The sequence below is a fragment of the Adlercreutzia sp. CNCM I-6216 genome (assembly GCF_977113345.1).
In genome coordinates this window covers 353,202-368,318 of record NZ_CDSBIE010000002.1, presented here as the reverse complement: position 1 = coordinate 368,318, position 15,117 = coordinate 353,202, and the positions used below count along the sequence as shown (strand labels likewise).

Sequence of the window (15,117 nt, the reverse complement as noted above, 5' to 3'; positions counted from 1 at the left end):
CTTGTGCAAGTCGCCCGCGGCAACTATCCGCTGTCCGGCGGGGTGCCTTTTCCGGGAATGGCGTCCCGGGAAGGAAAGCCCGCCCCGCCGGGCCCTTTCGTGAGGGGTAACTATGAGCTCCCAAACTACAACTCATGCGGCCAAAGCGCCGGCGAAGGGCGCAGCGAAGGCCAGCAGTGGAACCTATATCAGCCTGATGGCTCTGGTCATGATGAACGTGACCATCATCGGCAGCGTCGCCAACGACGTCCAGCAGGCTTATTACGGGCTGTCCTCCGTCACGCTCTTCATCATCGGCGCTCTGGTGTTTTTCCTGCCCACCGGTTTGGTGGCGGCCGAGCTGGCTTCCGGCTGGGGTCAGCGCGGCGGCATCTTCCGCTGGGTCGGCGAGGCTATGGGCCCTGGGCTGGCATTTACGTGCCTGCTCATTCTGTGGTTCCAGACCTCCATCAACTTCGGTATGGGCGTTGCCTCGGCATCGGCCACCATCGGCTTCTACACGCCTGATTGGGACTGGGCCGTGCAGTTCATGAACCATCCGGAGAACCAGTTCTTCATCATTCTGGCGTGGTTGGCCTACTACTGGGGTCTGACCTTCCTGTCCACTAAGGGCGTGAAGGCCTTCGCCCGCTTGACCAAGTACGGCGTCATCATCGGCACGTTCATCCCGCTGGCGTTCATCGTCATTTTCACGGTGGTATGGCTCGCCCAGGGCAACGTGTCCAACGTGACCCCCACGCCCGAGGCGTTCAATCCCTTCGCTGACGGCTTCAGCCTCACCAACCTGGCCTTGGCCGCCGGTGTGTTCTTCAGCTTCGCGGGCATCGATATGAACGCTGCCCATATCAAGCAGCTGAAGAAGCCGCAGAAGGAATTCCCGCTGTCCATCTTCATCGCCATGATCCTGACGCTGATCATCTTCATCGCTGGTACCGTGTGCATCGCCATCGTCACGCCGAAATCCGACATGAACTTGGTCTACGGCCTGTACCAGACCTATAAGATCCTCGGCGCCACGTTCAACTGCCCGTGGATTTACGTGGCCTTCGTGTGGGTCGGCCTCGGCGCTTCCATGGCGTCGCTCGTCACCAACATGGCAGGTCCCTCGTTCATGCTCGGCCAGGCCGGCCGCTCCGGCTTTTTGCCGAAGGTGCTGCAGAACTCCAATAAGCACGGCATGCCGAGCCGCCTTATGTACCTGCAGATGACGTTCATGACCCTCATTGCCTTCCTTTGCTTCCTCATTCCGAACATCGAGGGCTTCGTCGTGCTCATCACCCAGGCCATCACCATCCTCTACATGATGTACTACGTGTTGATGTTCGTCTCGTTCTTGAAGCTGCGTCACGACCAGCCGAACCGTCCGCGTCTGTTCAAGGTGCCCGGCGGCAACGTGGGCGCGTGGCTTGTGGCCGGCCTTGGTCTTCTGGCCTGCCTGTTCGGCATCGTGCTGGCCATTATCCCGCCGGCCCAGGTAGCCGAGGAAGTGGGCAGTCCGGTGACCTACGTGGTGGTTATCGTGGCCATCATCGTTGTCACCTTCGCCATCTGCTTCGGCGTGTACCAGGCCTCCAAGCGCCATCATTGGGCCGACCCGAACAATGTGTTCGCGCCGTTCACCTGGCAGATCGAGGGTTTGAAGAAGCCCCAGAAGGTTCTGTCCAACGTGCCGTCCGAGCTGATGAGCGAGGGCCAGAACCCCATGGGCATGCCCATCAAGAAGCTGTGGAACCCCAGCGAGCAGATCGTGCTTCCCGACGAGTACGTGCCGGGCAAGCATCATCCGTCCTCTCCGGCTATTGAGGCCGGCGACGATCCTGCGGCCATGAACCACCCGGTGAAGACCAGCGGTACGTCCATCGGCGCGCTGGGTGCCATTCCCTTAAGCCAGCCGGCGATGATTTCGGAGAAAGCCGGTATTGGCACGTCGGCCACGGTGGGCCTGAAGAAGACGGCCCCGGTGGAAGGCACCGAGCCCGTGCGGCTTGATGCGAAAGTGCCGGCGGCGCCTGCTGACGAAGTGGCTGCCGAACCGGTGCCGCGCGACCCGGCGGCCGACGCCAAGCGAGCGGCTGCGGCTGAGGTGGCAGCCTTGGCGGCCGAGAAGTCCTCGCAGGCCAAAGCCCATGCCGAGGCGGTGGCTGCCGAGGCGCTCGAGCAGCAGGTGGAAGCCGACAGCGACTTGGCGTCCGCTCGCCGCGAGGTGAAGGAGGCCAAGGCTGCGGCCGACCAGGCGCGCAAGGCTGCGCGCGGGGCTGGTGCCGAGACGGCTGCTGCGCCGGAGAAGGCTGCCGGCACCGCCTCCGATGCGGGCGCGACCAAGGGCGGCGATGCTGCCGACGGCGCTGCCGGTGCGGCAGGCGCCGACGACGCCGGTGCTGCCAAGGGGTCTTCTAAGTAAGTGTTTCGGAAGGGGGCCGCGCCGCAGGATGTGCGGGCGGCGCGGCCCCCTCGAGGGTAAAAAGAGGTGTTCTCAATGAGTGCAAACGGAAAGACAAAAACGGGCGCGCCGCCGAAGGCACCCGTAGCCGTAGCCGCGGCTGCATCCGGTGCGGCGACGGGCGCCCCCGATGACGCCACGGTCGCCCGCCTCTCCATGCCGGAAAACAACGGAGCGAAGGTGACCAAGCCGACCGTGGCCACCCAGCAGAAGTCCGGCGACGACTTCAAAGCCACCCTTACCGTGAAGGACATGGTGGTATGGGGCCTCATCACCATGGTGCCCATCTCGCCCATGGCCGTTTACGGCGGCGTGTTCGCCGACTCCGGCGGCATGCCCACGCTCGCGTTCCTCATCGGGTTCGTGGCCGTGCTGTTCTCGGTGTTCTCCTTTGGCATCATGATTCAGCATTTCCCGTCTTCGGGATCAATCTTCACCTATGTGAGCCACGTGTTCGGCAAGCTGCCCGGCTTCATCGCCGGCTGGCTGATGCTGTTGCAGTACTTGGTGAGCCCGGCCATGGTGTACCTCATCGCGGCTATCGCCATTCACAGCATGCTGCCGGATGTGCCGATTCTGGCTCTGTGCTTTGGGTTCCTCATTATTGTGGCCATCGTGTCGCTTATCGGCATGAAGACCGCCATGGTGGTGAACAAAGTGGCACTGGTGGCTCAGCTGGCGATTCTCGCGCTGTTCGTCGTATGCGGCGTGGTCTTCGTCGTGCAGCATCCCGAGAGCGCGAATTTCTCGCCGACCAACCTGTTCAACCCCGCCAAGTTCGAGTTCGGCGGCACCATGTCCGCTGTGTCGCTGGCTGTGATGTCCTACGTGGGCTTCGGCGCCATCGCCACGCTGACCCAAGAGGCGAAGGACCCCAAGCACGGGCCGTCGCGCGCCATGATGGTGATGGCCATTCTGCTGTGCGTGCTGTACGCGCTGCAGTGCTTCATCGCCACGTGCATCGATCCGTCGGGCGCGGCCTTTGCCGGCAACACTGACAACGCGTTCTACGCCGTGGCCAAGATGGCCGCCGGTCCCTGGCTCATGATCGTGTGCGCCGTGGGCGTGGCGCTGGCCCAGGGCGTGTTCACCGCTATCGCGCAGCAGAACTCCATCGCCTTCGTCATGTTCACCATGGCCAATGGCGGCTGCCTGCCGAAGTTCATGGCCAAGATGAACAAGCGCACGAACTCGCCGTTGAACGCCGTCATCTTCATCATCGCCCTGTCCGTGGTGCTGACGCTGCTCTTCCATTTCAGCGGCATCGACATGAACACCGTGGTGAAGATCTCGAACTTCGGCGCGCTGTCCACCTACGTGATGCTGAACGTGTCGGTCATCGTGTTCTGCTGGTTCCAGCTGAAGCAGCGTTCGGGCGCAAAGGCCGTGTTCATGCACCTGGTGTTCCCGGCGCTCGGTGCGCTGGTGTGCTTCGCGATTCTGATGTCTGTGGGCACGGTGGCTCTGGTGACGGGCGTGGTGTTCATCCTCATCGGCATCGCCTACTACCTGGTGCTGACCCGCGTGCTGCATCGTCAGATTAACCTCGGGTAACGCCCGGTTGGCTGACAGCACCGTTGGTTGACGACCTGAACGATCTAAACGGGCCCTGACCTTGTGCGTCTGGGCCCGTCTTGTGCTTTGGGTATGGTGCCCCGCAGCATACAGCGGTACTCCGATGCGGGCGCGCAGGTGCCCGTGACAGGGTGCTGCGCAGATGTGCGCAGGTGGTTTTGCTCTCCATGGCGTATTTTGGCGTTTTTGGTGCACATGCTCGGGGATAATCATTTCCTTGCCGAGAAAAGTAGCGCAAATTTTTCGCTTTCGGTGCAGATAAACGAGTTCTGAGGGCAGATGCTGGCCTTCTCCTCGCTTGCTATGCACCGATTTCGAAATTAGCGGCCAAAACTCAAAGGAAAGACCCGTGGAAGTCCGTGACAGGCGTTTGTGCTCATGGTACACTGCAATGCTTACGAGCCAGTGCGAATCCTGTTTCCAACAGTCCGTGCTCAGAGGCTGTGTCCGGGTCTCTGCATACCAGATTCGCAAGATCCTCTCACGACGGGCCCGAGAGGAGTGCGTCATGGTTCGGCCATCTTCCCCCGTCGCTTCCCGGCGGATCGTTTGCTTTAGCCACAAGACAGCGCTGGAAATACTGACGGCATTGCCCCCGTCCCAAAAGCCCCAGCCCATGCGTAGCCGAAAGTTCCCCGACCAAGCACCGTCCTTAAAGGATGCGCAGTTGGCAAGCGATCGCATTTTGGAGCAGTGCCCCGCGCTCTCCCTTTCTCGGCCCCTCCATGTTACAAGCGCTTCTACGTCTCACAACCACCGCACCGATGTTGTCGAATTTCATCGCAGCGGGAAGCCGTTTGGCGGCACGGGCTTGCTTTCGCTGGGTGAAGGGACAAGGGTGACCAGCGTACCGTTCACCTTTGTGCAAATGGCAACGTCGCTTTCGTTGATCGAACTGCTTGAGTTGGGTTATGAGCTTTGCGGCACCTATCGCAGAGGAAAAGCGGGTGAGCCTACGCGATACCATGCCGACCCTTTGATGACTACGCGACAGCTTGCCCAGTTCTTGCGCATGAATCCCGGCATGCATGGAGCAAAGCGTGCTCAGCGCGCATTGTCGTACATTGCCAAAGGGGCGGAGTCGCCGCGTGAGGCGAAATGTGCGTTGTTGTTCGGGCTGCCAGTGGCGTTGGGCGGATACGGTCTGGGCATTCCCCTTATGGGCTATGAGGTTGAATGCACGGGTGAGGCTTATGCTATCGCCGAAACACGAATGCTGCGATGCGACCTGTTCTGGCCATCAGCTCGTTTGGCCATGGAGTACCAAAGCAGGGCTTTTCACGAGGGGGAATTGCACCGTGCTCGAGACTCGCGCCGCGTGAATGCGTTGCGAGCCATGGGCATCGACGTGGTGCTAGTCACCGACAACGAGCTTGAGAGTTTGTTTGCTTGCGACACGATAGCGCAGTCGATGCTGCGGGTTTTGGGCAAGCGCAACCGCACATGTGTAAGAAATGCTCGTGATCGAAAACTGAAGCTACGTCGGCAGCTTGGCCTGCCGCTTGAGCCTCGACGCACCTTTGAAGCGGTAGGGAGTCCCTCTCATTTTGGCGAGGAATAACGTTTTTGGTGCAAAACCGCATAGTGCGAGAGGCTATTCCGGCGAAGTTTGGCGAAAAACTGCAGAATTGGTGCAGCCGGGGGAGGCAGAAGCAAGGCGAATGAGCGCTTGTCGGGAGTCGTGGTGCACCTGCTGAAAGCCGAGGCACCAAAAACGCAATAATGTTCCACCGGAGTTCGATGGAAACTACGCTAGATAGCAAGACCGGCTGGAGTGGGATGATTTTGGTTCGGTTCGCTCACGGCGCTTGGGACGGTGCGTCCGCAGCGACCGCAGTCCGCAATGCTCGCAACGCCTGAAGTGCCCGCGGCCTGGGGCTCGCAATGCTCGCAACGCCTGAAGTGCCCGCTGCCTGCAGCTTGCAGCCCTGCAGCCCTGCAGCTTGCAGCCCTACAGCCCTGCCTTTCCGTGGCGCCTGAAACGATATGCATGTCGCGCCTTGATAGCTCCGCTGCCGCAGTTGTGCGTCTACAGCACTTCGTGCAGGGCCGCTTTCAGGGCTGCGAGATCGTCGGGGGTGGTGGACCAGCTGGTGACGAGGCGGATGACGGTGCGGCCGTCCCCGAGCTTTTCCCAGGTGCTGAAGCGGACGCGCTCGGCCAGTGCCTCGACTTGGGCGTTGTCCAGAACGACGAACTGCTGGTTGGTGGGGCTTTCGCGGAAGAAGGTGCAGCCGGCCTCGCGCAGGATGCGGCGCAGCTCGTCGGCCATGGCGATGGCGTGGCGACCCAACTCGTCATACAGCCTGTCGGTGAACAGCGTGTCGAACTGCACGCCGAGCAGACGCCCCTTGGCCAGCAAGGCACCGTGCTGCTTGGCGTGGGTGAGGAAGTGGCGGGGCATGCCGCCGCGCGGGAACACGACCGCCTCGCCGCAGAGCGCCCCGCATTTGGTGCCGCCGATGTAGAAGGCGTCGGTGAGGCGCGCGATGTCGGCCAGGGAGACGTCGGTGTCGGGAGCGGCCAGGCCATAGGCGAGGCGCGCACCGTCCAAGTACAGCGGGATGTCGTAGCGGCGGCAGAGGGCCGACAGCTCCTCCAGCTCGGCCAGAGAGTACAGCGTGCCCAGCTCGGAGGGGTGCGCGATGAACACCATGCCGGGGAACACCATGTGGGTGAAACTGGCGTCGGCGTAGAAGGCTTGCAGGTAGGCTTCCACGTCGGCGGCGCGCAGCTTGCCGTCGCATTCGGGCACGGTGAGCACCTTGTGCCCAGTGGCTTCAATGGCACCGGCTTCATGAACGGCGATGTGCCCCGTATCGGCAGCGATGACACCCTCGTGCCCGGCCAGCAGAGCCGAAATGACCACGGCGTTAGTCTGGGTGCCGCCCGTGAGGAAGAACACGTCGGCGGTCTCGTCATCGCAAGCCGCGCGGATGCGGGCCGCCACACTTTCGCAAAAGCGGTCGCTGCCATAGCCCGGCGCCGGCTCCAGGTTCGTCGCCGCCAGCGCTTCCAGAATGCGCGGATGGGCGCCGGTGGAATAGTCGTTCTCGAACGAGATCATGAGTCCTCCTCAGGGCTTCCCGGAGATGTGTGTCGTGCTATTATTCCACAACGTCGAAGATGGTGGCGAAAGGCGGTACGCGAGATGGCGATCGATAAGGTGAAGGCGTATTTTGCGGAATTCGGGCGCGAGGGGGATGTTATGGAATTCCCCACATCCAGCGCAACCGTGGAGCTGGCGGCTCAGGCCGTGGGCTGCGAGCCGGCGCGCATTGCCAAGACGCTGTCGTTTGCCGTGGGCGACCGAGTGGCGCTCGTGGTGTGCGCGGGAGATGCCCGCATTGCGAACCCGAAGTTCAAGGCCCAGTTTGGAACCAAGCCTCGCATGCTTCCTGCTGAAGAGGCCGAGGAGCGCGTCGGCCACGCGGTGGGCGGCGTGTGCCCCTTCGCGGTGAACGAGGACTGCGACGTGTACCTCGATGAATCACTGCGCCGCTTTGACGTGGTGTACCCGGCCTGCGGCAGCTCCAACAGCGCCATCGCCCTCGCTCCCGACGAGCTGGCCGCCTGCACACCGGGCAGCACCTGGGTCGACGTCTGCAAGTTGCCGGAGGAAGCTGTGGCGTAGAATTCCGATGCCGTTCGACATCCAAGCACCTCGCGACACCGCGGCATGGGTTCGATAGCGGCCAGGGCATTCAGTGAACGTTACGCCCGGGTGAGCTGGTCGTCTAGGTCGACTAGCTCTTGGCGGGAGTGGATGGCGAGTTTCTTGTAGATGCTTTTGGCATGGCCGCGAGTGGTGTTTTCCGAGATGAACAGCTTGCCGGCGATGGCCGATACCGTATGGCCCTTCATGAGCAGCTCGGCCACCTCAATCTCGCGCGGAGAAAGGCCGTGCTCCTCAAGGTAGCTGCGAATGCGGCGCTGTTGCTCGGAGGGGCCGTCACTGGGAACTCGTGTGGCGTCTGCTGCTGTCGCATCCGGGGAGTGCAGTGCGTCTCCCCGTTGACGCGCGCTGCCGTTGGCTGGCTTAGCACCTTGGCGGCCATCCCGGCGACTATCGCGCCGTCCCCGCCGTAACGTTGTGCCGCGGTTCAGCAGCTCCGCGTCAGTCATGGAGGCCAGCGCCTGGCCCTTTCCGCGCGTGACCAGAATGAGTGCGACCGACAGCAGCACCACGCAAAGCAGGATGACGTTCGTCCAATGGGCGAGGTCATCGGAAAGCGCCGGCCCCAGAAGCTCGGCCAGCCCGCTGCCCACGGCCATGGAAAGCAGGACTGGCCCGATGCACAGGGCGTACAGCGGTGAGGAGGGCAGTCCGTTTCGGATGGTATACACCGCGCAGGTGATGATGAGCAGCAGGTTCACCACCTCGAAGCCGAACATGAGAAACGCCACGAGCAGCGTTGTGTACTGCTGGCCGAACAACGACGGTAGCAGGAATACGACGGTGAGCGCGGGAAAAAGTACCTGACAGATATGCAGGATGTCGAAGCCCTTCGAAAGAAACAGCTCGAGGGCCACCACCAAAAGGGCCGCCGTCGCGAATCCGACGAGCACCGCGGCGCCGCCGGAGCTTTGGGCCGGCTCGATGCCGGCGATGAGCTTCCACGAAAAACCGAGGATGCTGACGCAAAGCGCGGGGCGCCATAGGTCGCCCACGGCGCGTCTCAGGGCGGGGCGCGTGAGGGGCGCCGTGGCGTCGGCCTCAATTTCGGCGAGGCTCTTCTGAAGGCAGAGAAGTGCTAAGAAGGGGAGCACGCAAACGGCAGCCAGGGCTACGGCAACGGGCGGTAAAAGGCGAATGAGCAAATACAAGGCCACCGACATGGCGGCCGAAAGGGGAATGCAGATGAGGGCGCGCTGCTGGCCTTCGGTTACGTAGAACATCTCCCAAAGCAGGAAGAACAGAGCGCAGGAGCCGCCCATGAGCACGCCCGCGACCGTCGCGATGGCGCCGTCGCTTTGGCCGAAATGAAACGCGAGAAAGTAGAGAAGCGCGGCTCCGCTGAGCATGAAGCTCGCCGCCGAGGCCGTCCAATGGGGAAGCTCGCAACGGCGGAAGGCGCACAGGGCGCCCAGGGCTCCTACGGCCAGGGGCATGAGCGTCTGTTCGGTGAGAATGTAGATCTGCCAATAATCGGCGACGGCGCCTGCGCCTTGGAACCCTGCGAGCACGATAAAGGTGACGGTCCAGAAAAAGCCGAAGCCGAGGTGGTGTATTCGCAGACCTTCCAAAAGCCTTTTGGCGCGTTGCATGTGGCATCCTTCCTCCCTGGTGCATTTTAGCAGCCGCAGCCGGTGGCCGGAGGCGGCGCACCCAACAAGTTTGCGATGATACTTGGCTATGAACTGGGATTTTTCAAAAACAACCCAAAATATGTCCCCCTCAAAAGCGTGATGCTGCGCCACGTTTCGGGTTCCCGCTGCTGCGAATTTACCCAATTTGGTGGCTTACGCGAAAGGGCGGAAGAGGGCATAGTGCTTCTTGCGTTCCGCCAATGAGAGGGCCGGGGCGTCGGTTCCGGCTTCGTGTGGACAGCTTGGGTGAAGGGCCCAGGTAGCTGCCGCGAAAGCTTCGGAACCGTTCAGTCACCGAGACTATGGAGGGAAAACATGACTGGAATTTCTCGTCGCAACTTGCTCAAGGGCGCTGCCTTTAGCGCCGCCGGCGTGGCCGCGCTCGGCCTGGCCGGATGCGCACCGCAGACCGAGGCCACCAAGGCCGACGCGGCGCTGGCCGAAACCGGCGAGGCCGCCAAGCACACCTGGGAAGTGAAGCCCGAGCCTATCGCGGCCGACCAGATCTCCCAGACCGTCGACACCGAGGTGCTCGTCATCGGCGGCGGCTACTCCGGCACCTGCTGCGCGCTTTCCGCGGCCCAGAACGGCGCCAAGACCATCCTCGTGGAGAAGGATGCCGTGCTCAACGGCCATGGCGTGGGCGGCACCGGCGCCATCGCCTCGCGCGCCCTGGACGATTTGGGGCTGAAGTTCGACAAATCCCTGGAGATGGAGCGCTGGGTCTCCACGTGCGGCAACCGCTGCCGCGAGTCGCTCGTGGGCAAGTGGTTCCGCGAGTCCGAGCGCTGCATGAACTGGTTCCTCGACATGGCCGAGGCCAACGGCGCGAAGTGCATGGTCACCGTGGGCTCCAACTCCACGGTGCACCCCGAGATCGCCTGCTACCACTTCATGAGCGGCGGCCCCATCTTCGAAGAGCACACCATGGCCGACTTCGTTGAGTACATGTTCGAGGCCGAGGCCCTGAAGGCCGGCGCCGAGTTCGTCTACGAGATGCCCGCCGTGCAGCTGGTGCAGGACGAGTCCGGGAAGGTGACCGGCGCCATCTGCCAGAACAAGTCCGGCGAGTACGTGCAGTACAACGCTTCCAAGGGCGTGGTGCTTGCCACCGGCGACATCAGCTACAGCGACGAGTACATCAACGAGTTCGCCCCGGTGGCCAACCGCGTGTTCACCCGTCTGTGCTCCGACCAGGGCAACGTGGGCGACGGCCACAACATGGCCGCCTGGGCCGGCGGCGCCTTCCAGGAGGGCCCCTGGCCGACCATGATGCACCCGCAGGCCGCCGCCACCTTCCACGGCCCCTTCCTGTTCGTGAACCCCGACGGCAAGCGCTTCATGAACGAGGCCACCTGGGTTCAGGGCAAGTGCCTGGGCGTCATGTACAACGGCGGCGCCGACCATGCCTGGTCCATCTTCGATGCCAACTGGCAGAACGACCTTCTGGGCTCGCTTGAGCACGGCGGCGGCATGTTCTGGGACACCTTCCGCCCCTACGGCTCCGACTACCAGGCGGCCGTGGACGGCCACACCAAGACCGTGGAGAACGGCCTGACCGAGGTGCCGGACTACTACAAGCGCGCCGACACCCTGGAGGAGCTGGCCGAGCTGATCGAGGTGGATCCCGCCGAGCTGAAGGCCACCGTCGAGCGCTACAACAAGCTGTGCAAGGCCGGCGAGGATACCGACTTCTTCAAGGAGGACCACTTCCTGTTCCCCATCGAGCAGGGCCCCTTCACTGCCTGCATGGTGGCGCCCGGCCTGCTCTCCGTCGTGGGCGGCATCCACATCTCCGATAACTTCGAGGTGCTGAACGAGAACGACGAGCCCATCCCCGGTTTGTACGCCATCGGCAACTGCGCCGGCGACATCTACGCCGTGGACTACCCGATCAACATCCAGGGCAACAGCCACGGGCGCTGCCTCGTGCAGGGCAAGTGCCTCGGCGAGCAGCTGGCCGGCGTGTACCAGGAGATCTAGTGTCTGCGAAGACGCTGAAGTCCGAGGTGGCCGCTGCTGCGGTGGCCACCTCCGGCTGTGGGCCGGAAGGCGTGGAGGTCGTGGAAGGCGCAGAGGTTGAGCAGGCGTTCGGGCGCTTGGAGCATCTGTACGCCCAGCTGCCGGCGATGGAAGAGAAAGGCGCGGCCTTGGCGCGCGCCCGCTCTGCCGCCACGGTGGACGGCCTGGCGAAGGCGGCGGCCTATCGGGCGGCCGAGCTTGTCCGGGCCGACGCGTTGGTGACCGAGGCGGAGGCCCGCGTGAGCGCGGCCGAAGCCGAGGGAGAGCAGGCAGCAGGGGAGGCGCGTCTGGCGCTCATGGCCGCAGGCACCCAGCGAGGTCTGCGCGTGGGGCCGGCCCAGAACGCCGAGCAGGCCCTGGCCCGAGCGTTGGAGGCGAGTCCCTTCGACACGGTCGAAGAAGCCCGCGCGGCTCTGCTGCCAGCGGAATCGCTCGCCGCGCTGTCCGCCGAAGTGGAGGCCTACCAGGCCGCCTACGCCGCAGCGTTGGCCGTATGTCAGCAGCTGGAAGACTGCGAAGAACCGGAAGGTCTCGAGCAGTCGACCGCTTCCTAGCCGTTAGAAGGCCGCGAGGTTCCAAAGACTCCTCGATCTACGAGGGCCTGCGGAGCCTTAGTTCGCCGACCTCCGACCAATTCCGCGCGGGCGCTTCCCTCCCTGCGCCCGCTCCCTTTACGAGCCGCCCGCCTCCCCGGGCGGCTTTTTTGGTCGGCATGACCTCCTCGCCCGCTTCGACATCACCGGCTTCAGCGGCGCCGATGCAGCCGCCTTCTCCGAAGCCCCGAGCCCCCAGCGTCACCCAGCCCGCCCACGCTTTCATGAGGTTAAGGGTTGCGCGAGAATCCTGGCCAAAAAAGGGTCATCAACTGGCATTGCGGGCTCCTTTTTTGGCCACCGCATTGCCTTTCGCGAAAGTTGGTTGCGCCTGTTCTGTATTTCCCCTGATCAGAGGATTGCGATTGGTTGCTCGTCGCGGAGATGCTAGGCGCTGACGCAGCTTGCAGGCGATTTTTGGCCAGAATGTCGTTCCGAGGCTCTGGCAAGAGCAGTTGGTGGCTCTTATTTGCCCATCGGCGTCGACGACTTCTGATGCTTCGGGCGCGACCTGGATCCGACGTTCCCCTGCGCCGAGGCGTGGGACTGCATTTGTTTTTTACCCGAGTCGTCGGGGGCTTTCCTCTTGCGGAGGGATGAGGCCCTTGGAGCGGAACAGCTCGGCGGCGGCCATGTCGCGGTTGCGGTAGGGGAAGGGGCGACCCGCGATGAGGCAGCCTATGAACTCGTTTAAGAACGTCGGATCGGGTTCGACGCCGAGCGGGATGTTGCGGTAGTTGGCCCGCACGAGCGCGTTGCGGAACTGCAGCGACGATCGGTCGAAGGCCTCGCTGCAGTCTTGGGGAAACCCATGGAAGTGCAGCAGCTGCTGGAGGAACACGGCGACGGTGCGCGTGTTCCCTTCGGCGAAGGGGTGAATCTGCCAGACGCGCGCGATGAAGTCGGCCACCGAGGCGATGTAGGCGGTGTAGTCGCCGTCCTGCGCGGGCGCGGGGCTGAACTCCGAGAAGGCGGTTTCCAAATCGTCCTCGAGGGAGGCGTAGTCCCCGTAGGCCACCGACTCCCGTGCGAGGACGAACTCGCGCTTCGAGATGTTGTAGTCGCGGTAGTGCTGCTCGTAGAAGGGCTCTTCCATAAGGCCGCGGAAGAGGCGACCGTGGATGGCGCGCAGGGTGGCGGGGGAGAAGGTGAACCCGTTGGAGTCCAGAGCGTCGCAGATGCGGGCGCTCACGAGGTCGGCCTCCTGGGAGTAGCGGTTGACGCCGCGCTCGACCTTCTGGTCGTAGTAGTCGTCTACGATGTCGCTCAGCTCGCGGGCGCTGATGTCGCCGGCCACGTAGCGCTCGGCCGCCTCGTCGAAGGCGGCGCTGGTGGTGAGCCCGTCGACGGCCTGCAGGCCCCGGGCTCCGCGCACGCGTCGGTCGCGCACCTCGTGGGAGTAGGGCTCTTCGTAGCGCTCGTATTCCGATCCCGTGCCCACGGGCCTCCTTCCTGCTGATGGCTTCGGGCTATTGTAGCATGGGCCGCTGTTCTCTCTCCGCTACCGCACGTCGCCTTGCGTGGATCTCAGCAGATCGGATAGCTCGTTGCGCGAGTGGATATCGAGCTTTCTGTAGATATTGTTCATGTGCGTGTTTACGGTTCGGACGGAGATGATCAGATCGCCAGCGATATCGCTCACGGTACGGTTATGGGCAAGCATGACGATGATCTCGTGCTCGCGTGGGGTGAGTCCATAGGTTGCGGTAATGGCGTCGCAGCATTGGCAAATACGTTCGTCGTGAACAAGCTGTGCTGGTTTTTTGTCGAGGCCCCAAAGAGTATCGACTTTTCGGTCATCGATCATCCAGAAGGCGATCCAGATAATGGAAGTGACAACGATGAGGGCGATTATCGAGAACAAGAGCGGCGATGGGTTGGCCATCATGCAGATGGCTTTCCCTGCGAACGCTCCCAGTGCAAGACCAATGCAATTGCTGGCTATACCCTGGGCGAGAAGCGGGCGAGCAGGTATTTGGACTCGCCGAATGATCTGACAGAGAAGCGTGAAGAACGTCAAGACAAAGTAATCGATGCCAATCCACGTGATCGTGCATGAGATGGCGGGCACCTGGAAACCAATGACGGGGAGGGCGAGGAAGCCCATGGCAAGTGAGGGCGTCACGATGAATTTGAGTCCCCAGCTCAGACTGCCTCTTTTGTGCAGGATGTTTTCTATAGTGATAAAGAGTGCGGCCGAGGCTAGAGGTCCTAAGAGGCGCAGGGACTGAAGAGCAGACGCGCTTTCCGGGATCGACGAGATACACTCAAGGAGCAAGGCGAAATCAAACGCGAATAGAAGCGATCCTGCGAGCAAGATCCAAGGAGTTGCGCCGTGGGGGGCATGCTCTTTCGCAATGGTTTGGGCATAGGGTTTGTTGCCAGAGGAAATTGGCTTCGTTTTTGCAAAGACGACAGCTGAGACAAGGGGTAAGACAAGTTGAAGTACAGCGTATTTCGCAGAAGGTAGGGTGGCGCCGAGCAAGTATGCCAAGCCGTTGACCGCAACATCGACAACGAGGGCGAGAGGAACAATAAGTGATGGTTCGTCCGAGTTGCCGGCGATTTTCGACAGCCACTCGAGGAAGAGCGGCGCGGATGCGAATCCGGCAACGAGTAGCAGAAGAACTCGCCATGATGATTCCTCTGTATAAAGGGGGATGACGCGCGCTATGAAAGGCAGCACGCTCATGCACAGCGCAGATGCCCAGACGATTCCCCTGGGCGCTCTCTCCTTTTGGCGTCTTTGTTTCAGCAGGAGGGCGATGAGAGCCAGGCCGCAGCCTAGAGAGATGAAGCATCTCTCGGAAGGAATCATGGAGGTGGCTGAAGGGCTTGCTCCCGGCGATGCCAAGTAAAACGAATCCGTCCAAGCCCACCAAAGGCCAAAGCCCATGGCGAGCAGCGCAGACGATGCGCTAATAGGCAGTGTTATTCTGGCTTCCTTGTCTTCCGGTTGTTCCGCCATGGCTCCCCCTCTGCTTCAGTTGAACGATTCCGAGTATACGGGTTGTTTTTTTTCTTCGCCTACGTAATGGTTGCGTAGATGCGTGAAAAGACCCGTCTGTTTTGCTCAAGACGAATGCGTTAGCCGAGGTTAGGGTTGATAGTGCAGCGAAATAGTAAGGAGGTGGTTCCGCAGGAGGCTGTGTCTATGAACAACTTCTATGAGAAGGA

10 protein-coding genes are annotated in these 15,117 nt (G+C 62.2%); 6 read left to right on the top strand and 4 right to left on the bottom strand.

Annotated elements, in window-relative coordinates; all coding sequences use genetic code 11:
- The first annotated feature begins 112 nt into the window (after nt 1–112).
- The 3 genes from ACYVRU_RS03355 to ACYVRU_RS03345 all read left to right on the top strand — a co-directional run bounded on the left by ACYVRU_RS03355 (nt 113) and on the right by ACYVRU_RS03345 (nt 5,576).
- A complete protein-coding gene (locus ACYVRU_RS03355) occupies nt 113–2,401 on the top strand; it encodes an APC family permease (RefSeq protein WP_461185713.1) in 2,289 nt (762 codons plus the stop codon).
- 75 nt (nt 2,402–2,476) lie between these two features.
- Complete coding sequence (locus ACYVRU_RS03350) at nt 2,477–3,994, top strand: APC family permease (RefSeq protein ID WP_114549425.1); 1,518 nt, start codon at nt 2,477–2,479, stop codon at nt 3,992–3,994.
- Between the two features lie 688 nt (nt 3,995–4,682).
- A complete protein-coding gene (locus ACYVRU_RS03345) occupies nt 4,683–5,576 on the top strand; it encodes a hypothetical protein (protein WP_241521399.1) in 894 nt (297 codons plus the stop codon).
- A 468-nt stretch (nt 5,577–6,044) separates the two neighbouring features.
- Here the strand turns inward: ACYVRU_RS03345 and ACYVRU_RS03340 are convergent, their stop codons facing one another.
- Complete coding sequence (locus ACYVRU_RS03340) at nt 6,045–7,082, bottom strand: threonine aldolase family protein (RefSeq protein WP_114538992.1); 1,038 nt, start codon at nt 7,080–7,082, stop codon at nt 6,045–6,047.
- A gap of 84 nt (nt 7,083–7,166) precedes the next feature.
- On the opposite strand from ACYVRU_RS03340, the gene ACYVRU_RS03335 reads away from it, so the two are divergent.
- On the top strand, nt 7,167–7,649 hold the full coding sequence (locus tag ACYVRU_RS03335; protein WP_114538993.1) for a YbaK/EbsC family protein: 483 nt from the start codon (nt 7,167–7,169) through the stop codon (nt 7,647–7,649).
- A gap of 80 nt (nt 7,650–7,729) precedes the next feature.
- Here the strand turns inward: ACYVRU_RS03335 and ACYVRU_RS03330 are convergent, their stop codons facing one another.
- On the bottom strand, nt 7,730–9,283 hold the full coding sequence (locus ACYVRU_RS03330; protein ID WP_114549426.1) for a helix-turn-helix transcriptional regulator: 1,554 nt from the start codon (nt 9,281–9,283) through the stop codon (nt 7,730–7,732).
- 357 nt (nt 9,284–9,640) lie between these two features.
- Between ACYVRU_RS03330 and ACYVRU_RS03325 the strand changes: the two genes are divergently transcribed.
- Nucleotides 9,641–11,308 (top strand): FAD-dependent oxidoreductase, encoded by a 1,668-nt coding sequence (locus tag ACYVRU_RS03325; protein WP_114549427.1) that lies wholly within the window; start codon nt 9,641–9,643, stop codon nt 11,306–11,308.
- Nucleotides 11,308–11,901 carry a hypothetical protein gene (locus ACYVRU_RS03320; RefSeq protein WP_114549428.1) on the top strand — a complete coding sequence of 198 codons (594 nt, stop codon included), beginning with the start codon at nt 11,308–11,310 and terminating at the stop codon, nt 11,899–11,901. The genes ACYVRU_RS03325 and ACYVRU_RS03320 overlap by 1 nt, the downstream gene beginning before the upstream one ends.
- Nucleotides 11,902–12,499: 598 nt before the next feature.
- Here ACYVRU_RS03320 and ACYVRU_RS03315 read toward each other — a convergent pair.
- Nucleotides 12,500–13,381, bottom strand: a complete 882-nt coding sequence (locus tag ACYVRU_RS03315) for a Fic family protein (protein WP_114540579.1) — start codon at nt 13,379–13,381, stop codon at nt 12,500–12,502.
- A gap of 60 nt (nt 13,382–13,441) precedes the next feature.
- Nucleotides 13,442–14,908, bottom strand: a complete 1,467-nt coding sequence (locus tag ACYVRU_RS03310) for a helix-turn-helix transcriptional regulator (RefSeq protein ID WP_114540578.1) — start codon at nt 14,906–14,908, stop codon at nt 13,442–13,444.
- Nucleotides 14,909–15,117 lie beyond the last annotated feature (209 nt).